Genomic DNA, 17,874 nt, shown 5'->3' with positions numbered 1-17,874 from the left:
AAATTTACATCACGTCCTCCGAATAAAATTGGACGAGATAAAAAAAACTGTACCCTAGGCTACCTGGCGCCACGCGCAGAGCCTATAAACCTCTAACCGCTGTTTGCAGGACAACAACATTATGAGCCAAACCACCAGTCCGACCTTAAAAGGCCAGTGCATTGCTGAATTCCTCGGCACCGGTCTGTTGATCTTTTTTGGCGTAGGCTGCGTTGCCGCATTGAAACTGGCCGGCGCCAGCTTCGGCCAATGGGAAATCAGCGTCATCTGGGGCTTCGGGGTCGCCATGGCGATTTATCTGACCGCCGCGATCTCCGGCGCTCACCTGAACCCGGCAGTCACGCTCGCACTGTGGCTGTTCGCCTGCTTTGATGGACGCAAAGTACTCCCCTACATCGTTGCTCAGGTGGCTGGAGCCTTCTGCGCCGCAGCGCTGGTCTACGGGTTGTATTACAACCTGTTCTTTGATTTTGAAGCGGCCCACCACATGGTGCGTGGCAGCAACGAAAGCCTGGATCTGGCCGGCATTTTCTCCACCTATCCAAACCCGCATATTTCCGTGATGCAGGCGTTCCTGGTGGAAACCGTCATTACCGCGATCCTGATGTGCCTGATCCTGGCGCTGACCGACGATGGCAACGGCGTGCCGCGCGGCCCGCTGGCGCCTTTATTGATCGGTATTCTGATTGCCGTTATCGGCGCGTCTATGGGACCATTGACCGGCTTCGCGCTCAACCCGGCGCGTGACTTCGGTCCGAAAATGTTCGCCTACATCGCCGGTTGGGGTGAGGTGGCCTTCACTGGCGCACGTGACATCCCTTACTTCCTGGTGCCAATCTTTGGCCCAATCCTTGGCGCAGGTCTGGGTGCCTTCGGCTACCGCGCATTGATTGGTCGTCATCTGCCTTGCGATGTTTGCATCGAGGAAGACGAGCCCGCCGCCAAGACCCAGCAGCGCAAAGCGTGATTGGCGCAGTTTTAAATGGTTAACAACAGCAGGAATAAACCATGACCACAGCTAAAAAATTTATTGTCGCTCTCGACCAGGGAACCACCAGCTCACGCGCCGTCGTGATGGATCATGACGCCAATATCGTGGCAGTCTCACAGCGCGAATTCACCCAGGTGTACCCGAAAGCGGGCTGGGTAGAACACGACCCGATGGAAATCTGGGCGTCACAAAGCTCAACGCTGGTTGAAGTACTGGCCAAGGCCGATATCAGTTCCGATCAGATTGCCGGCATCGGCATCACCAACCAGCGCGAAACCACCATCGTCTGGGAAAAGGACACCGGCAAGCCGATCTATAACGCCATTGTCTGGCAGTGTCGCCGTACTGCAGAAATCTGCGAACAGCTCAAGCGCGACGGCCTGGAAGAGTACATTCGCCATAACACCGGTCTGGTGGTTGACCCCTACTTTTCCGGCACCAAGGTAAAATGGATCCTCGACCACGTCGAAGGGGCACGCGAACGCGCCAAGCGCGGCGAACTGCTGTTCGGTACCGTCGACACCTGGCTGGTGTGGAAAATGACTCAGGGTCGGGTGCACGTTACCGATTATACCAATGCCTCGCGCACCATGATGTTCAACATTCATGAGCTGGACTGGGACGATCGCATGTTGCAGGCGCTGGATATTCCGCGCGCCATGCTACCGAAAGTGCGCCCGTCTTCTGAAATCTACGGCCAGACCAACATCGGCGGCAAAGGCGGCACGCGCATCCCAATCGCCGGCATTGCCGGTGACCAGCAGGCAGCGCTGTACGGCCAACTGTGCGTTCAACCGGGCATGGCCAAGAATACCTACGGCACCGGCTGCTTCCTGTTAATGAACACCGGCACCGAAGCGGTAAGCTCCAGCCACGGCCTGCTGACCACCATCGCCTGCGGCCCGCGCGGCGAAGTGAACTATGCGCTGGAAGGCGCGGTGTTCATCGGCGGTGCCTCCATCCAGTGGCTGCGTGACGAGCTGAAGCTGATCAGCGACGCCACCGACTCCGAATACTTCGCCAGCAAGGTGAAGGACAGTAACGGCGTATACGTGGTGCCGGCCTTCACCGGCCTCGGCGCGCCTTACTGGGATCCGTACGCCCGCGGCGCCATCTTTGGCCTGACTCGCGGCGTGAACAGCAACCACATCATCCGTGCGACGCTGGAATCCATCGCCTACCAAACCCGCGACGTGCTGGACGCCATGCAGGCAGACTCCAACACCCGTCTGCAATCGCTGCGCGTCGACGGTGGCGCGGTGGCCAACAACTTCCTGATGCAGTTCCAGTCAGATATTCTCGGCACCCGCGTAGAGCGCCCTGAAGTACGGGAAGTTACCGCGCTGGGTGCTGCCTTCCTCGCCGGTCTGGCGGTCGGGTTCTGGAACGATCTGGACGAAGTGAAGAGCAAGGCGGTCATTGAACGCGAGTTCCGCCCAAGCATCGAAACCACCGAGCGTAACTACCGCTATAGCGGTTGGAAGAAAGCGGTGGCACGTGCCCAGGCATGGGAAGAACACGAATAAGCGCCACGGCGTATCCTTCTGAACAAACGCTGCCTGCGGGCGGCGTTTTTTTTGCCTCGCCCCGCCGGCACCCCGCTGTGGTAGACTTTGTCGATATTTTCTTCCTTCTCACTGACAGGTTCTGCCATGAAACGTGAATTAGCCATCGAATTTTCCCGCGTGACCGAAGCTGCCGCTCTGGCCGGCTACAAGTGGCTGGGGCGCGGCGACAAAAATGCCGCCGACGGCGCCGCCGTCAACGCCATGCGCATTATGCTCAATAAGGTGGATATCGATGGACGCATCGTGATCGGCGAAGGGGAAATCGATGAGGCACCAATGCTGTATATCGGCGAACAGGTTGGCAGCGGCTACGGCGACGCGGTGGATATCGCCGTCGATCCCATCGAAGGCACCCGCATGACCGCCATGGGCCAGTCCAACGCGTTGGCGGTGCTGGCGGTGGGCGATCGCGGCACGTTTCTGCACGCGCCGGACATGTACATGGAAAAGCTGGTAGTAGGGCCGGCCGCACACGGTGCCATTGACCTCAACCTGCCGCTGGCGGAAAACCTGAAAAACGTCGCCGCGCGCCTGGCCAAGCCTCTGGCACAGCTGACGGTGATTACGCTGGCGAAACCACGCCATGAGGCGGTTATTGCGCAAATGCAGCAACTGGGCGTCAAAGTGTTCGCCATTCCCGACGGTGACGTGGCGGCATCGATTCTCACCTGCATGCCGGAAAGCGAAGTGGATGTGATGTACGGTATTGGTGGCGCACCGGAAGGGGTTATTTCGGCGGCGGTGATCCGCGCGCTGGATGGCGATATGCAGGCTCGCCTGCTGCCGCGCCATCAGGTGAAGGGCGACAGCGCGGAAAACCGGCGCATCGGTGAAGAAGAGCTGACACGCTGCAAGGAAATGGGCATCGAAGCTGGCAAGCTCCTGCGGCTGGACGACATGGCGCGCAACGATAATGTGATTTTCGCCGCTACCGGCATCACCAAAGGCGATCTGTTGGAAGGCATTAGCCGCAAGGGCAATATGGCCACCACGGAAACGCTGCTGATTCGGGGCAAGTCCCGTACCATCCGCCGTATTCGCTCGACCCATTACCTCGATCGCAAAGACCCGGCGCTGCACCCGTTCCTACTGTAGTCAGCGGCCACCGCCGCCCCTGGGCCAGGCCTGCCTGGCCTGCCAGCATCAGGCGGTGTGCCCCTGGTGCTGCATCCGATTGGACAGCGGCCACCAGCACAGCAAAATCAGCAGCGCCATGGCAAACATCAACAGACCCAGACTGAACTGCCCGGTCTGCGGCAGCATGGCGGACAGCCATGTCGCCAGCCCGGACCCCATGTTTTGCATACCGCCCACCAACGCGCCCGCGGCACCGGCCAGATAGGGGAACGGCTCCATCGCGCCGGTGGTTGCCAGCGGGAACAGCATGCCGGCACCAAAGAAGAACAGCGCCGCCGGTACGATCAATGTCCAGATGTTCATCACCCCGAACCAACCGGGGATCCACATCATCAGGCCTGCCAGCAGACAGCTGATCACCGAATGCCACATCAGGCTGTGGAAGGTCTTGCCGTCACGGCCGGCATACCAGGCGCCAAAAAAGGCCGCCGGGATCGGCAGAATAAACAGAATGCTAACGGTCAGCCCGCTCAGCCCCAGCACCCCGCCCATCAATACGCCGCAGCTGGCCTCAAACACCGCAATACCCGCCAGCGCGCCAATCAGCATCACCAAGTAACAGCTGAAGGTACCATCACCCAGCAGTTGGCGAAAACTGGCCAGCATGCGGCGCTTTTCCGTTTGTTGCGGCCGCGTTTCCGGCAACCAGCGCAACATGGCAAACGCCACGCCGACGCACAGCACCAGTAGAAACGCGTAGCAGGCACGCCAACCGAACATCATCGCCAGCGCACCGCCGATCACCGGTGCCAACAACGGGCTGACCAGAATCCCCATATTCAGTAAGCTGTTGGCGTAGCGCAGCGCGCTGCCGGCATACAGATCGCGCGGCATGGTGCGCGCCATCACCCCGGCAACGCCGGTGCCCATCCCCTGGATCGCGCTGGCGGCCACCAGCATCGTCAGGCTACTGGCCATCAAGGCACCCGTCGCGCCGACGATAAATATCACCATCCCCGCCAAAATCACCGGGCGGCGACCAATACGGTCCGACAGCGGGCCGTAAATCAGCTGGGAAAACCCGTAGGTCATCAGATAAGCCGCCATCACCCGCTGTACTGCACCGTTAGGTACCGACAGGTCGTGAGCGATATCGGCAATGGTAGGAACATAAATGGTTTGCGCCATCTGACCGACGGCCACCAGCAGGATCAACATCACCAACAGGTGAAAATTTTCTAATTTTCTCATTATCTTCGTTAACGTATTAACTCGCCAAAACCGCCTGTGCAGGTATCGTTGTCCGACGCCGATGCCGCCAGCCCTTTATCGCGGCATAAGCTAACAAATCTATTTTTTTTAGCGAGTTTCCAGCAAACTTTGATCGCGCTCACACTGGCAGCAATGCCGACCAGCGTCGTAAATTAAACTGTACGACTCGCCCCGGCCGATACCCATGCCACACTTGCAGTAGCTCCGCTTTAGCATTTAATCGATAATTCTTTTCATCATCTTGAAATAAAATAACGCCATAGGGATTGGGTAGATGAAAACACCAGCGCTGATTTTATTGCAGTTAAAAACCCTGGGGCCGCACTCGGCCAAGATGCTCGCACAGCATCTGGGTATCACCCCGATGGGCATTCGCCAGCATCTGCAATCCCTGGAGCAACGCGAGCTGGTTTGCTACGAGGAAGCGCGCAGCAAAGTGGGGCGTCCGACACGCTATTGGTCGCTCACCCGCTCAGGGCACGCGCAATTTGCCGATCGGCACGCTGAGCTGGCGCAGGCGTTACTCACCACCGCCCATACGCTGTTTGGTGGTGCGGGGCTGAGCACGCTGATTGGCGCTCGTGAAGACGACCTGTTCCAGCGCTACGCCGCAGAGCTGGCGCAAGAAAGCGATCATCAGGGTAGACTGGCCCGGTTGGTGCACCTGCGGCGGCACGATGGCTATATGGCTGAACTGCTGGGGCACCCGCTCGGCACGCTGCTGGTGGAAAACCACTGCCCGATTGGCGTTGCCGCCAATAGCTGCAGCAGTTTGTGCAATTCAGAGTTACGCCTGTTTCATCGGCTGTTGGGTGGCGATTACCACATTGAGCGTACCGCGCACGCCATCGCCGGCTCGCGGCATTGCGCTTATTTGATTCAACCACGGGAGCTTTAAGATATGGCCGAATGGGTTAAAGGCAAGGTTACTCACCTGGAACAGTGGACCGACGGTCTATTCAGCCTCACCGTCGATGCACCGATTGACCCGTTCATCGCCGGGCAATTTGCCAAATTGGCGCTGGAAATTGACGGCGAACGGGTGCAGCGCGCCTATTCTTACGTGAATGCGCCGAGCGATAGCAATCTCGAGTTCTATCTGGTCACCGTGCCGGAGGGTAAACTCAGCCCACGGCTGAACCAGTTGGCGCCAGGCGCCGAGATCATGGTAACCAAACAGGCTGCCGGGTTCTTCGTACTGGATGAAGTGCCTGATTGTGACACCCTGTGGATGCTGGCTACCGGCACCGCCATTGGCCCATACCTGTCGATGTTGCAGGAAGGCAAAGGACTGGAGCGTTTTAGCAATCTGGTGCTGGTGCATGCCGCCCGCTTTGCGCGCGATTTGAGTTATCTGCCGCTGATGCAACAGCTTCAACAGCGCTACAACGGCAAATTACGTATCCAGACCATCGTCAGTCGGGAAGAGATCGCCGGCTCGCTGACCGGTCGCGTACCGGCGCTGATAGCCGATGGACAGTTGGAGTCGGCGATCGGTTTGCCGCTCGATGCCGAAACCAGCCATGTGATGCTGTGCGGCAACCCGCAAATGGTGCGCGATACCCAGCAGACGCTCAAGGATCTGCACGGCATGCGCAAGCACCTGCGGCGCAAACCCGGGCATATGACCAGCGAGCATTACTGGTAATCCATCATTCACTCGGCGCGGAACTTCACCGGCTCGGGCGGCGGGCCAAAACGGTTATCTTCAGGCGTGCCGACGAACGCCCCCAGATCGATAACCATCATCACGATAATCAACGTCGGGATAAAACGCCCGACGCCCCACTGCCAGAGCGGCGCCAGCATCTGCCAGTTGCCTGCCGCCAACATCCAGGCAAGGATCAGCAGCAACGCCCACCAACCGGCTTTGTTGCGGTCATGCAACCGCTTCACCAGCACCGCCGCCGTTGGCCACAGCAGCGCCACAATGAAAAATGCAATGGTCTGAATCGCCACCCACTGGTAATTGGCCAAGGTGAAGGCTATCGCCATCAGCACCAGCCACAACCCTATCCAGATCCAGAAGTCACGCCGTCCAATGCGCCCCTTAAACGAAAAACACCACTGTTGTATTGTCATTGAATCCTGCATCGTTAACCTGCCCATATTCTGCGCCGCAGTGTAACATAGGCAACGCAGCGGCGAGGTTTTCGCCATGCAGAATGCGTAATACCACGCAGTCTCGCTGTCAGTTGGCGTTAATCCTGCGGGATCTTTGACAAGCCCCCTCGGTTATCGCTTTAATCGGAGTCCGCTTTGCTATTGATGCCGCTACTATCATGCTGAGAAAAATCACCCTTATTGCCTGTCTGGCATATGGAATGGGCGCTGCCTGGGCCGATCCGCCAGCCGCTGCGGATGCACCACCGACGGCGCCATACCTGTTGGCCGGCGCGCCGACGTTCGATCTGACGGTGGTGAAATTCCGCGAAAAATACAACCGCGACAATCCGACGTTGCCGATTGGCGAATTCCGCGCCATCGCCGCCAGCGAAGACGATACGCCGTTGCTGACCCGCGCCGCCAGCAAACTGAATGAAAACCTGTACGCTTCCACCGCATTGGAAAAAGGTACGGGTAAAATCAAAACGTTGCAGATAACCCATCTGCCGTTGCAGGGCAACGACGCAAAAACCGCCCGAGCCATCGCGGTTAACTATATGGCGGCGCTGATGCGCCAGTTCGAACCGACGCTGTCGGTCGAACAAAGCATCATCAAGGTTAATTCGCTGCTGGAGAAAGGCAAAGGCTCCCACTTTTACTCGCAGCAGGTGGGTGCCATCCGCTACGTGGTGGCGGACAACGGCGACCAGGGCCTGACCTTTGCGGTTGAACCGGTAAAATTAACGCTGGCGGAACCGTGATTGCCGGGTAATTAATGACGAAAAGCAAAGCCTTCTCATCTTTTCATCTCTATACTGTTGGGCAGGTTGACTGCCGGTCCGGCAGTATTAATTTCGACTCTCGCGTTCCCTTGTTGGAGGAAAAAACATGCGTCATCCATTAGTTATGGGTAACTGGAAGCTTAACGGCAGCACTCACATGGTTAACGAGCTGATCGCCGGCTTGCGCAGCGAACTGAGCAGCGTAGAAGGCTGCGGCGTAGCCATCGCCCCACCGGTAATGTACCTGGATCAAGCCAAACATCAGCTGGCCGGCAGCCGTATCGCGCTGGGTGCGCAAAACGTGGACATCAACCTGTCCGGCGCTTTCACCGGCGAAGTTTCCGCCAACATGCTGAAGGACGTTGGTGCGCAATACATCATTATCGGCCACTCCGAGCGTCGCACTTATCACAAGGAAACCGATGAAGCGATCGCAGAGAAGTTTGCCGTACTGAAAGAAGCTGGTCTGATCCCGGTGCTGTGCATCGGCGAGACCGAAGCAGAAAATGAAGCGGGTAAAACCGAAGAAGTCTGTGCACGCCAGATCGATGCCGTATTGAAAACCCTGGGCGCACCGGCAATGAAAGACACCGTTATCGCCTATGAGCCAGTGTGGGCCATCGGTACCGGCAAATCTGCTACCCCTGCGCAAGCACAGGCGGTACACAAATTCATTCGTGACCACATCGCCAAGCACGACGCCGACGTTGCGGCAGGCGTGATCATCCAGTACGGCGGCTCGGTCAATGATAAAAATGCCGCAGAACTGTTCGCACAGCCGGACATCGACGGTGCACTGGTTGGCGGCGCGTCGCTGAAAGCCGACGCGTTCGCGGTGATCGTCAAGGCCGCGGCCGCAGCGAAAAAAGCCTGATAACCTACAGCGCTGAATGACAAAACCCCGGCATGCCGGGGTTTTTTATTGCGCTAACTGGCTTAACGCTTGCTGATTTCGTCGAATTTTCCGCCGCTGGCGAAGTGTTCTTTCTGCGCTTTGGTCCAACCGCCGAAGGTATCATCCACGGTGAACAGTTTCAGTTTCGGGAACTGCGTGGCAAATTTGGCCTCGACCGCCGGATCGCGTGGACGATAATAATTTTTCGCCGCGATGGTTTGGCCTTCCGGCGTGTACAGATATTTCAGATAGGCGTTTGCAACGTCTCGAGTCCCACGCTTATCGACCACCCGATCGACAACCGACACCGTCGGTTCTGCCAGAATCGACTCGCTCGGAGTGACAATTTCGAACTTATCCTTGCCCAACTCCTTTTCCGCCAGCAACGCTTCGTTTTCCCAGGCGATCAATACGTCGCCGATGCCGCGCTCAACAAAGGTGTTGGTTGAACCACGCGCGCCGGAATCCAGCACTTCGACGTTTTTATACAGGTTTTTGACAAATTCCTGCGCCTTGGCCTGATCGTTATTGTTGTGGTGCAGCGCATAGCCCCACGCCGCCAGGTAGTTCCAGCGTGCGCCACCGGAGGTTTTCGGGTTAGGTGTGATGACGGAAACGCCTGGTTTCACCAAATCCGGCCAGTCGTGAATCTGCTTCGGGTTGCCTTTGCGTACCAGGAAAACGATGGTGGAGGTATAAGGTGCGGAGTTATCCGGCAGCCGCTTGATCCAGTTTTTATCAATACGGCCACGCTCGGCAATCGCATCAACGTCATAGGCCAGCGCCAGCGTCACCACATCGGCTTCGATACCGTTAATCACCGAGGTCGCCTGCTTGCCGGAGCCACCGTGCGACTGGCGCACGGTGACGCTGTCGCCGCTCTGCTGCTGCCAGTATTTGCTGAATGCGGCATTATATTCCTGATAAAACTCACGCGTCGGGTCATACGAAACGTTCAGTAATTGAATGTCTTTCGCCACCGCCCCGGTGGTCAATAACAACAATGACAGCCCTACACCCCATTTACGCATCGCACGCTCTCCCAGGAAAATAATCGCAACCTCAATCGGTTGATATAGCCCAGAGCCTGCCAGAAACTGGCCTGATGATTAAAGACTAAAAAATTTATGACTAGACGATTCTGGAATATGCCAGCGTGAAAGCATAAAAAACCCCCGTAAACGGGGGCTTTAGGCGATAGCACCGAAAGATCAGTACAGTTTTTTGGCAGTATCCAGCCAATCACCACGGAACGGACGCTTCATGTTTTCAATCGCGTCAATGATGTCATGGTGCACCATTTTCTCGTTTTGGATGCCCACGCAACGGCCGCCATAACCTTTCAGCAGCAGTTCGATGGAATACGCACCCATGCGCGAAGCCAGGATACGGTCATACGCCACTGGGGAGCCGCCGCGTTGAATGTGGCCCAGCACGGTGGCACGGGTTTCACGCTTGGTTTCCTGCTCAATGTAAGCCGCCAGCTCATCGATGTCGCAGATGTGCTCGGTAATGGCCACGATGGCGTGTTTCTTGCCTTTGGCGATACCGGCCTTGATTTCACATACCAGATCTTCGCGGTTGAATTCTATTTCCGGCAATACGATGAATTCGCAACCACCGGCGATGGCCGCCGCCAGCGTCAAATCGCCGCAGTAACGCCCCATCACTTCTACGATGGAAATACGCTGATGTGAAGAGGAGGTATCACGCAGTCGGTCAATCGCTTCCACCACGGTTTCCAACGCGGTGAAGTAACCGATGGTGTAATCGGTACCGGCCACGTCGTTATCGATGGTGCCAGGCAGGCCGATGCATGGGAAACCTTCTTCGGTCAGGCGCTTGGCGCCCATATACGACCCATCGCCGCCGATCACTACCAGCGCATCAATGCCGCGTTTTTTCAGGTTTTCGATGGCCTTGGCGCGTACGTTTTCATCTCTGAATTCCGGGAAGCGAGCCGACCCCAGGAAGGTACCGCCACGATTGATCATATCGGACACGCTGTAGCGGTCCAACTGCTCCATGCGATCTTCGTACAAGCCAAGGTAGCCGTCGTAAATACCAAAAACGTCCAGACCTTCCGTAAGCGCGGCGCGCACAACACCACGGATCGCAGCGTTCATACCTGGCGCGTCACCGCCACTCGTCAGTACACCGATTTTCTTGATCATGACTACCTCTGAACTTGTAGATGCAATTTCTTAAGAATTTTGTATTCGCCGATTGCGCCTTCCGCGTCTCCGGTTGCAGCAACCCCGCTTTACGGATTTTATTGCTGGATATTATAACAAAAACACCCAGCTGAATTGATTCAGGTCACACTAAATCAAGGTAAAAAACCTCATCGCACGCTGAGTTAAAGCCATCTAGCCCAACGTCATATCAGCCATGCCGCATAGGCTGATTATAGCTCCCATTGCCCCTGGCGACCCGGGGGAACTACAGAGCAAGGATCCTGGTGAATAATGACATCCGCACCGGGAAAACGCTCCAGCAGGGTTTTTTCTACTCGTTCGGCCAATATGTGCGCCTGCATCAGCGGCAGATTGTCTTCCATTTCCAAATGCAGCTGGATGAACTTGGTCGGGCCGGATTGGCGAGTGCGTAAATCATGGGCGCCTTTTATCCCCGGCAATGACGATACCACCTCGATGATCGCCTGCCGCTCTTCATCCGGCAATGCGCGATCGAGCAATGATTGCACCGCTTCATAACCCATGCGCAACGCGCTGTAGAGAATGTAAACGCCAATACCCAGCGCAAACAGCGCATCTGCTCGCTGAAAGCCGTACCAGCTTAGACCAAGCGCTATAAGAATAGCACCATTCATCATGACATCTGACTGATAATGCAGCATATCTGCTCTTACCGCCTGACTGCGAGTTTTTCTTACCACCCATCGTTGATAAGTCACCAGCATCAGGGTACTGAGCAGCGCCACCAGCGTGACGGCAATGCCGACGCCAGGCTCGCGCATCGTCTGCGGGGAATAGAGATGTTGAAAGCCGGTAAGAAACAGGAACAGCGCGGAGCCGGAGATAAACATGCTTTGCGCCAGCGCAGCCAATGACTCGGCCTTACCGTGTCCGAAGGTGTGTTCCTGGTCGGCCGGCTGCAGGGAATAGCGCACCACCAGCAGATTGGTCAGCGAAGCGGCGATATCCACCAGTGAATCCACCAGCGCAGCCAACACGCTTACCGACCCGGTGATATACCAGGCAACGATTTTGATCAGCAGTAACGTTGCGGCCAATACGGTGGCGGCCAGGGCGGCAGACTTCACCAGGCGCGCATATTGCTGTTGCATAACCAGTCCCGATTGATTTTTCTCGGTTCAGTATAACGGAATGTCAGGCAAAAAAAGCCCCGCCATCATGGCGGGGAAGACAGGGATGGTGTCTATGGCAAGGAAAAACAGGGTACTACTCAGTCGCACTCAACTTCTGGGCAGAAGTTTGTTGCAAACCAGAAATCTGTTGCTCCATCTGCTGCATACGCTGCTGATGCTTCTGGTCTAAAACACTTTTTTGCTTAGGCGTCAGCAGGTTATACATCTGGTTGCGCACTCGGGCCATTTCGACCTGTCGCTTGACCTGTTCCTGAGCCATTCTTTCCGCCTGTGCATGCACGGCGGCTTCATCAAATTTGTCTGCGGTTACCAGCTTATGCATGGCTTCCATTTCAGCTACATTGACACCAGGCAGATCGTTGCGAGCCTGGCGCATCAAGTCGCGCATTTGCTGGCGCTGCTGTTCAGTCAGGCTGACACCATCAAACATGTGGTGTTGGCCGGGAAGCGTGTTGATCGCAACATGCGTAGCAGACGGGAGCGTTTCCGATATAGTCTCGGCAGCAGTGGCGGCGGAAGAACCTATCGCCAGCATTGATGCCATAACTAATGCGGTCACCTTACGCATTTTTACTCCTCGTTCTTTCCACTTTGCGAATCGACGAAGAGCAGTGTACTGCCGCACCTGCAAACATCCGTCAGGGCATGTAAAACTACGTAAAGTCATGGAATACCAACGGTTGATGACGTATTTTGCGTCAGGAGGTAAATCATAATGAACAAGATTCTGTTAGTGGACGACGACCGCGAGCTGACCTCGCTGTTGAAAGAGTTGCTTGAAATGGAAGGCTTTACCATTGTCGTTGCTCATGACGGCGAACAGGCGTTGTCACTGCTGGACAGCTCCATCGATCTCCTGCTTCTCGATATCATGATGCCGAAGAAAAATGGTATCGACACCCTGAAAGAATTACGCCAACACCATCAAACGCCAGTAATTATGCTGACCGCACGCGGTAGCGAACTGGATCGCGTACTCGGTCTGGAGCTCGGCGCTGACGACTACCTGCCGAAACCGTTCAACGATCGCGAGCTGGTGGCACGCATCCGCGCCATTTTGCGCCGTTCCAACTGGAGCGAGCAGCAACAAAACGTTGATACCAGCGCACCAACGCTGGATGTCGACGGCCTGCAGCTCAATCCGGGGCGTCAGGAAGCCAGTTTCGACGGCCAGGTGCTTGATCTGACCGGTACCGAATTTACGCTGCTCTATCTGCTGGCCCAGCATCTTGGCCAGGTGGTATCACGCGAATTGCTGAGCCAGGAAGTATTGGGCAAGCGCCTGACGCCGTTCGATCGCGCCATCGACATGCATATTTCCAACCTGCGACGTAAACTGCCCGACCGTAAAGACGGCCACCCATGGTTCAAAACCCTGCGTGGCCGCGGCTATTTAATGGTATCTGCAACATGATCAACAGTTTGACGGCACGCATCTTCGCCATTTTCTGGTTTACATTAGCGCTGGTGCTAATGCTGGTGTTGATGGTGCCCAAGCTCGACTCCCGCCAAATGACTTCGCTGCTGGACAGCGAACAACGGCAGGGGCTGATGCTGGAACAGCATGTCGAGGCCGAATTGCAACAGGATCCGGCCAACGACCTGATGTGGTGGCGGCGCCTGTTTCGCGCCATCGACAAGTGGGCACCGCCCGGCCAGCGTTTGCTGCTGGTGACCAGCGAAGGCCGCGTTATTGGCGCACAGCGCAATGAAATGCAAATCGTGCGTAATTTCATTGGCCAGTCCGACAACTCCGATCATCCCAAGAAGAAAAAGTATGGTCGCGTCGAGCTGGTCGGCCCCTTCTCGGTGCGCGACGGGGAAGACAACTATCAACTGTACCTGATTCGTCCTGCCAACAGCCCGCAATCCGACTTTATCAATCTGATGTTCGACCGACCCTTGCTGCTGCTGATTGTCACCATGCTGATCAGCGCGCCGCTGCTGCTGTGGTTGGCCTGGAGCCTGGCAAAACCGGCGCGCAAATTGAAAAACGCCGCGGATGACGTGGCGCGCGGCAACCTGAAGCAGCATCCGGAACTGGAGGCTGGGCCGCAGGAGTTCCTGGCTACCGGCGCCAGTTTCAACCAGATGGTCAGCGCGCTGGAGCGCATGATGACCGCCCAGCAGCGGCTGATTTCCGATATTTCCCACGAGCTGCGCACGCCGTTGACGCGCCTGCAATTGGCCACAGCCCTGATGCGCCGCCGTCACGGCGAAGGTCATGAATTGGCACGTATCGAAACCGAAGCGCAGCGACTGGATTCGATGATTAACGACCTGCTGGTCTTGTCCCGCGGGCAGCAAAAAAGCGAGCTGGTACGCGAATTGCTCAAGGCCAATGAACTGTGGGCCGATGTGCTGGATAACGCCGGCTTTGAAGCCGAACAGATGGGTAAACAGCTAGAGGTCGCGTCACCACCGGGGCCATGGACGCTGTTTGGCAACGCAGGCGCCCTGGACAGCGCGCTGGAAAACATTGTGCGTAATGCCCTACGTTACTCGCATACGCGCATCGTGGTGGCATTCAGCGCCGATAATCAGGGTATTACCATCGTGGTTGACGATGACGGCCCGGGCGTCAGCCCGGAAGACCGTGAGCAAATCTTCCGGCCGTTCTACCGTACCGATGAAGCACGCGATCGAGAATCCGGTGGTACCGGCCTGGGGCTGGCGATCGTCGAAGCGGCGGTCACGCAGCACCGCGGCTGGGTGAAAGCCGAAGACAGCCCGTTCGGCGGCCTGCGTCTGATCCTGTGGTTACCGTTGCACCAGCGTAAATCATCGCGCGATCATTAACCGGCGCGCGCCGCTCCGCGACAAACCCCGCTTGGATTTGCTATTCTGCGCCCCTCTCATGAGGGGCTTTTACCATGCTGAACATCGTTTTATTTGAACCCGAAATCCCACCCAATACCGGCAATATCATCCGCCTGTGCGCCAATACCGGCTTTCAGTTGCACGTGATTGAACCCATGGGCTTCCCATGGGACGACAAACGCCTGCGCCGCGCCGGGCTCGATTACCATGAGTTTACTCGCGTCAAGCGCCACGCCGATTATGCGGCATTCATGGCCAGCGAACAGCCGCAGCGCCTGTTTGCCCTGACCACCAAAGGCACACCGGCGCACAGCGCGGTCAATTATCAGCAAGGGGATTATTTGCTGTTTGGGCCGGAAACGCGCGGCCTGCCGGCGGAGATCCTCAATGCCTTGCCGCCACAGCAAAAAATCCGCATTCCCATGCAGGCGCAAAGCCGTAGCATGAACTTATCCAATGCGGTTGCGGTGGTGGTATACGAAGCCTGGCGTCAGTTGGATTATGCCGGAGCGCTGATCAAGCAATAACAAAAAGGCCGCGCTGATGGCGGCCTGAAAAGTCTGACGTCCGGTTGGCGCTCAAATGCCGTCGCCGTATTCAAACCCATGATTGGAACCGTTGAAATACTGGTCCATATCCATCGACGGTTTATCGCTTTCCGGTCTGCCGACGATGCGCGCCGGCACCCCAGCGGCCGTGGTATGCGCAGGTACCGGTTGCAATACCACCGAACCGGCGCCGATTTTTGCCCCTTTGCCGACTTCGATATTGCCGAGGATTTTCGCACCCGCGCCAATCATCACCCCTTCACGGATTTTGGGATGGCGATCGCCGCTGGTTTTGCCGGTACCGCCCAGTGTGACAGACTGCAAAATGGAAACGTCATTTTCCACCACGGCGGTTTCGCCGATGACGATACCGGTCGCATGATCGAGCATGATGCCGCAGCCGATATTCGCCGCCGGGTGAATATCCACGCCAAAAGCAACGGAGATCTGGTTTTGCAGGTAAATTGCCAGCGCCTCACGGCCTTGCAGCCACAGCCAGTGGCCGATACGGTAAGCCTGCAAGGCGTGGAAGCCTTTCAAGTACAGCAGCGGCGTAGAGTATTTGTCCACCGCCGGGTCACGCAACCGCACGGCGAGAATGTCGCGCGCCGCTGAGGCAATCATCTGCGCATCGGCACGATAGGCGTCTTCCACCACTTCGCGCACCGCAATCGCCGGCATGATCGGATTGGCCAGCTTGTTGGCCAGTATGTAACTGAGCGCGCTGCCCAGGTTTTCGTGCTTGAGCAACGTCGCATGGAAAAAGCTAGCCAGCATCGGTTCACAATCAGCCAGCGCCCGCGCCTCTGATTTAATGCAGCTCCAGACCTGTTCTAACTCTTCTGACGACATCGTTTTCCTCTCTGCCTTACAAAAACAGGCAACCCCGCCGACGCCGGCAAGGCAGCCAATTATACGTAACAGGCGCGATAATCGCGCCCGGTGGGCTCAGCGTACTGCGCCCATTGCCAGATCAGGCACTGTGTTTTTCGTCTTTCCGTGTACGCCCTAGCAGGCTCAGCGCTGCTTCGCGGGCATTTTTATTACAGTACAACACCTGGTAAATCTGTTCGGTGATGGGCATTTCCACCCCGTGACGCTGCGCCAGCGCCAGCACTTCTTTGGTATTGCGATAGCCTTCGACCACCTGGCCGATGCTCTGCTGCGCTTCTTCCACACCCTTCCCCTGCCCCAGCATAATACCGAAGCGGCGATTGCGTGATTGATTATCCGTGCAGGTTAACACCAGATCGCCCAGCCCGGCCATGCCCATAAAGGTCGACGGATCGGCACCCAGCGCGGAGCCCAGTCGGCTCATTTCTGCCAGGCCACGGGTAATCAGCGCGGTGCGGGCGTTGGCGCCAAAACCAATGCCGTCAGACATCCCGGCACCGATGGCAATCACGTTTTTAACCGCACCACCCAGTTGCACGCCGATAAAGTCCGGGTTGCTGTAAACGCGGAAACTTTTGCCGCAGTGCAGCAACTGCTGCAGATCGTCGGCAAATTGTTCGTCCGTCGCCGCCAGCGCAATGGCGGTCGGCAGGCCAGCCGCCAGCTCTTTGGCAAACGTCGGCCCGGACACCACCGCCAATGGAATGGTATCGCCAAGCGCTTCGCGTGCAACGTCCTGCAATAGCCGGCCGGTTTCCGCCTCCAGTCCCTTGGTTGCCCATACGATGCGCGCATCGGTACGCAACAGCGGCTTCAACTGGCGTAATACGTCGCCGAAGACGTGGCTTGGCACCACCACCAACACATCGCGGCTGGCCGCCAGTGCACGTGCCAAATCGGCTTCGAGCAGCAAAGTATCGGGAAACGGCACATCGGGAAGGAACGTCTGATTGCAGCGTTCGCGTTGCAGTGTGGCTATCTGGTCGGGGTTATGGCCCCATAGCACTACCGTGTGGCCGTTACGTGCCAGCGTAATGGCTAAAGCGGTGCCGTACGAGCCGGCACCGATAACGGTCATTGAAGCATTGACGGTATTCATCAGGCATCCTGATGTGGTGCGGCACCTTCGCCTTCGGCCTGCTGTTGCAGATAGTTCATGAACAGCGCATCAAAGTTGACCGGTGCCAGGTTCAACTGCGGGAACGTACCACGGGAAACCAGAGCGGTGATGCACTCGCGCGCATACGGGAACAGAATGTTCGGGCAATATGCACCCAGGCAATGCGCCAGTTGCGTACCATCGATACCGGCCACGGAGAAGATACCCGCCTGCTGCACTTCGCACAGGAATGCGGTTTCTTCGCCCAGCGACGCGGTCACGGTTACGCGCAGTACCACTTCATATACCTCATCTGCCAATTGGCTGGATGCGGTATCAAGATCAAGTTTAACTTCTGGCTGCCATTCCTGCTGGAAAACCTGTGGTGCATTTGGCGCTTCAAAAGAGATGTCTTTGGTGTAGATACGCTGGATCTGGAAAGCCATCTCGGTACTGTTTTGTTCTGACAT

General features: G+C 57.0%; 19 protein-coding genes. 10 read left to right on the top strand and 9 right to left on the bottom strand.

The window, feature by feature from the left end:
• Window positions 1–121: 121 nt before the first annotated feature.
• The 3 genes from AC2AXP_RS21355 (at window position 122) to glpX (ending at window position 3,654) form a co-directional block, all read left to right on the top strand.
• Window positions 122–967 (top strand): MIP/aquaporin family protein, encoded by an 846-nt coding sequence (locus tag AC2AXP_RS21355; RefSeq protein ID WP_004956510.1) that lies wholly within the window; start codon window positions 122–124, stop codon window positions 965–967.
• A 41-nt stretch (window positions 968–1,008) separates the two neighbouring features.
• Window positions 1,009–2,517 carry a glycerol kinase GlpK gene (gene glpK / locus AC2AXP_RS21350; RefSeq protein WP_004956511.1) on the top strand — a complete coding sequence of 503 codons (1,509 nt, stop codon included), beginning with the start codon at window positions 1,009–1,011 and terminating at the stop codon, window positions 2,515–2,517.
• 126 nt (window positions 2,518–2,643) lie between these two features.
• Window positions 2,644–3,654 (top strand): class II fructose-bisphosphatase, encoded by a 1,011-nt coding sequence (gene glpX / locus AC2AXP_RS21345; RefSeq protein ID WP_004956512.1) that lies wholly within the window; start codon window positions 2,644–2,646, stop codon window positions 3,652–3,654.
• Window positions 3,655–3,702: 48 nt separating this feature from the next.
• On the opposite strand, the gene emrD is transcribed toward glpX, so the two are convergent.
• Window positions 3,703–4,887, bottom strand: a complete 1,185-nt coding sequence (gene emrD, locus AC2AXP_RS21340) for a multidrug efflux MFS transporter EmrD (protein WP_273871593.1) — start codon at window positions 4,885–4,887, stop codon at window positions 3,703–3,705.
• A 295-nt stretch (window positions 4,888–5,182) separates the two neighbouring features.
• Here emrD and AC2AXP_RS21335 point away from each other — a divergent pair, with 295 nt between their 5' ends.
• Entirely contained in the window at window positions 5,183–5,806 is a 624-nt protein-coding gene (locus tag AC2AXP_RS21335; protein ID WP_484381917.1) for a helix-turn-helix transcriptional regulator, read from the top strand.
• A 3-nt stretch (window positions 5,807–5,809) separates the two neighbouring features.
• Window positions 5,810–6,556 carry a ferredoxin--NADP(+) reductase gene (gene fpr / locus AC2AXP_RS21330; protein ID WP_004956515.1) on the top strand — a complete coding sequence of 249 codons (747 nt, stop codon included), beginning with the start codon at window positions 5,810–5,812 and terminating at the stop codon, window positions 6,554–6,556.
• An 8-nt stretch (window positions 6,557–6,564) separates the two neighbouring features.
• Here the strand turns inward: fpr and AC2AXP_RS21325 are convergent, their stop codons facing one another.
• Window positions 6,565–6,990: a DUF805 domain-containing protein gene (locus AC2AXP_RS21325; RefSeq protein WP_039991413.1), complete on the bottom strand. Its 426-nt coding sequence runs from the start codon at window positions 6,988–6,990 to the stop codon at window positions 6,565–6,567.
• A gap of 200 nt (window positions 6,991–7,190) precedes the next feature.
• On the opposite strand from AC2AXP_RS21325, the gene AC2AXP_RS21320 reads away from it, so the two are divergent.
• Together AC2AXP_RS21320 and tpiA are read left to right on the top strand one after the other, a co-directional pair.
• Window positions 7,191–7,775 carry a DUF1454 family protein gene (locus tag AC2AXP_RS21320; protein WP_484381916.1) on the top strand — a complete coding sequence of 195 codons (585 nt, stop codon included), beginning with the start codon at window positions 7,191–7,193 and terminating at the stop codon, window positions 7,773–7,775.
• Window positions 7,776–7,902: 127 nt separating this feature from the next.
• Window positions 7,903–8,670: a triose-phosphate isomerase gene (tpiA, locus tag AC2AXP_RS21315; RefSeq protein WP_039991414.1), complete on the top strand. Its 768-nt coding sequence runs from the start codon at window positions 7,903–7,905 to the stop codon at window positions 8,668–8,670.
• A 62-nt stretch (window positions 8,671–8,732) separates the two neighbouring features.
• Here tpiA and AC2AXP_RS21310 read toward each other — a convergent pair whose 3' ends face one another.
• From AC2AXP_RS21310 to cpxP, 4 genes are all read right to left on the bottom strand, one after another.
• Entirely contained in the window at window positions 8,733–9,722 is a 990-nt protein-coding gene (locus tag AC2AXP_RS21310; protein WP_198773836.1) for a sulfate ABC transporter substrate-binding protein, read from the bottom strand.
• Between the two features lie 180 nt (window positions 9,723–9,902).
• Window positions 9,903–10,865, bottom strand: coding sequence for a 6-phosphofructokinase (gene pfkA, locus AC2AXP_RS21305; protein WP_004956523.1), 963 nt, complete (start codon window positions 10,863–10,865; stop codon window positions 9,903–9,905).
• 233 nt (window positions 10,866–11,098) lie between these two features.
• A complete protein-coding gene (gene fieF / locus AC2AXP_RS21300) occupies window positions 11,099–12,001 on the bottom strand; it encodes a CDF family cation-efflux transporter FieF (protein WP_004956524.1) in 903 nt (300 codons plus the stop codon).
• Window positions 12,002–12,116: 115 nt separating this feature from the next.
• Window positions 12,117–12,611, bottom strand: a complete 495-nt coding sequence (cpxP, locus tag AC2AXP_RS21295; protein ID WP_004956624.1) for a cell-envelope stress modulator CpxP — start codon at window positions 12,609–12,611, stop codon at window positions 12,117–12,119.
• 147 nt (window positions 12,612–12,758) lie between these two features.
• Between cpxP and cpxR the strand changes: the two genes are divergently transcribed.
• The 3 genes from cpxR to trmL all read left to right on the top strand — a co-directional run bounded on the left by cpxR (window position 12,759) and on the right by trmL (window position 15,390).
• Window positions 12,759–13,457, top strand: a complete 699-nt coding sequence (cpxR, locus tag AC2AXP_RS21290; protein ID WP_004956627.1) for an envelope stress response regulator transcription factor CpxR — start codon at window positions 12,759–12,761, stop codon at window positions 13,455–13,457.
• Window positions 13,454–14,842 carry an envelope stress sensor histidine kinase CpxA gene (gene cpxA / locus AC2AXP_RS21285; protein ID WP_004956628.1) on the top strand — a complete coding sequence of 463 codons (1,389 nt, stop codon included), beginning with the start codon at window positions 13,454–13,456 and terminating at the stop codon, window positions 14,840–14,842. The genes cpxR and cpxA overlap by 4 nt, the downstream gene beginning before the upstream one ends.
• A gap of 74 nt (window positions 14,843–14,916) precedes the next feature.
• The gene (gene trmL / locus AC2AXP_RS21280; RefSeq protein WP_004956630.1) at window positions 14,917–15,390 is read left to right on the top strand and encodes a tRNA (uridine(34)/cytosine(34)/5-carboxymethylaminomethyluridine(34)-2'-O)-methyltransferase TrmL; all 474 of its coding nucleotides are present in this window, start codon (window positions 14,917–14,919) and stop codon (window positions 15,388–15,390) included.
• A 51-nt stretch (window positions 15,391–15,441) separates the two neighbouring features.
• Here the strand turns inward: trmL and cysE are convergent, their stop codons facing one another.
• The 3 genes from cysE to secB form a co-directional block, all read right to left on the bottom strand.
• Window positions 15,442–16,263, bottom strand: coding sequence for a serine O-acetyltransferase (cysE, locus tag AC2AXP_RS21275; protein WP_004956632.1), 822 nt, complete (start codon window positions 16,261–16,263; stop codon window positions 15,442–15,444).
• 121 nt (window positions 16,264–16,384) lie between these two features.
• Entirely contained in the window at window positions 16,385–17,404 is a 1,020-nt protein-coding gene (gene gpsA / locus AC2AXP_RS21270) for an NAD(P)H-dependent glycerol-3-phosphate dehydrogenase (protein ID WP_198773843.1), read from the bottom strand.
• Window positions 17,404–17,874, bottom strand: coding sequence for a protein-export chaperone SecB (secB, locus tag AC2AXP_RS21265; RefSeq protein ID WP_004956637.1), 471 nt, complete (start codon window positions 17,872–17,874; stop codon window positions 17,404–17,406). The genes gpsA and secB overlap by 1 nt, the downstream gene beginning before the upstream one ends.

It is taken from the genome of Serratia sp. Sp408, from assembly GCF_057180665.1.
This window is presented reverse-complemented; position numbering and strand designations above follow the sequence as displayed.

Coding starts and splice junctions, on each gene's coding strand:
- AC2AXP_RS21355 (WP_004956510.1), top strand. CDS start 122: ATGAGCCAAACCACCAGTCCGACCTTAAAAGGCCAGTGCATTGCTGAA.
- glpK (WP_004956511.1), top strand. CDS start 1,009: ATGACCACAGCTAAAAAATTTATTGTCGCTCTCGACCAGGGAACCACC.
- glpX (WP_004956512.1), top strand. CDS start 2,644: ATGAAACGTGAATTAGCCATCGAATTTTCCCGCGTGACCGAAGCTGCC.
- emrD (WP_273871593.1), bottom strand. CDS start 4,887: ATGAGAAAATTAGAAAATTTTCACCTGTTGGTGATGTTGATCCTGCTG.
- AC2AXP_RS21335 (WP_484381917.1), top strand. CDS start 5,183: ATGAAAACACCAGCGCTGATTTTATTGCAGTTAAAAACCCTGGGGCCG.
- fpr (WP_004956515.1), top strand. CDS start 5,810: ATGGCCGAATGGGTTAAAGGCAAGGTTACTCACCTGGAACAGTGGACC.
- AC2AXP_RS21325 (WP_039991413.1), bottom strand. CDS start 6,990: ATGACAATACAACAGTGGTGTTTTTCGTTTAAGGGGCGCATTGGACGG.
- AC2AXP_RS21320 (WP_484381916.1), top strand. CDS start 7,191: ATGCTGAGAAAAATCACCCTTATTGCCTGTCTGGCATATGGAATGGGC.
- tpiA (WP_039991414.1), top strand. CDS start 7,903: ATGCGTCATCCATTAGTTATGGGTAACTGGAAGCTTAACGGCAGCACT.
- AC2AXP_RS21310 (WP_198773836.1), bottom strand. CDS start 9,722: ATGCGTAAATGGGGTGTAGGGCTGTCATTGTTGTTATTGACCACCGGG.
- pfkA (WP_004956523.1), bottom strand. CDS start 10,865: ATGATCAAGAAAATCGGTGTACTGACGAGTGGCGGTGACGCGCCAGGT.
- fieF (WP_004956524.1), bottom strand. CDS start 12,001: ATGCAACAGCAATATGCGCGCCTGGTGAAGTCTGCCGCCCTGGCCGCC.
- cpxP (WP_004956624.1), bottom strand. CDS start 12,611: ATGCGTAAGGTGACCGCATTAGTTATGGCATCAATGCTGGCGATAGGT.
- cpxR (WP_004956627.1), top strand. CDS start 12,759: ATGAACAAGATTCTGTTAGTGGACGACGACCGCGAGCTGACCTCGCTG.
- cpxA (WP_004956628.1), top strand. CDS start 13,454: ATGATCAACAGTTTGACGGCACGCATCTTCGCCATTTTCTGGTTTACA.
- trmL (WP_004956630.1), top strand. CDS start 14,917: ATGCTGAACATCGTTTTATTTGAACCCGAAATCCCACCCAATACCGGC.
- cysE (WP_004956632.1), bottom strand. CDS start 16,263: ATGTCGTCAGAAGAGTTAGAACAGGTCTGGAGCTGCATTAAATCAGAG.
- gpsA (WP_198773843.1), bottom strand. CDS start 17,404: ATGAATACCGTCAATGCTTCAATGACCGTTATCGGTGCCGGCTCGTAC.
- secB (WP_004956637.1), bottom strand. CDS start 17,874: ATGTCAGAACAAAACAGTACCGAGATGGCTTTCCAGATCCAGCGTATC.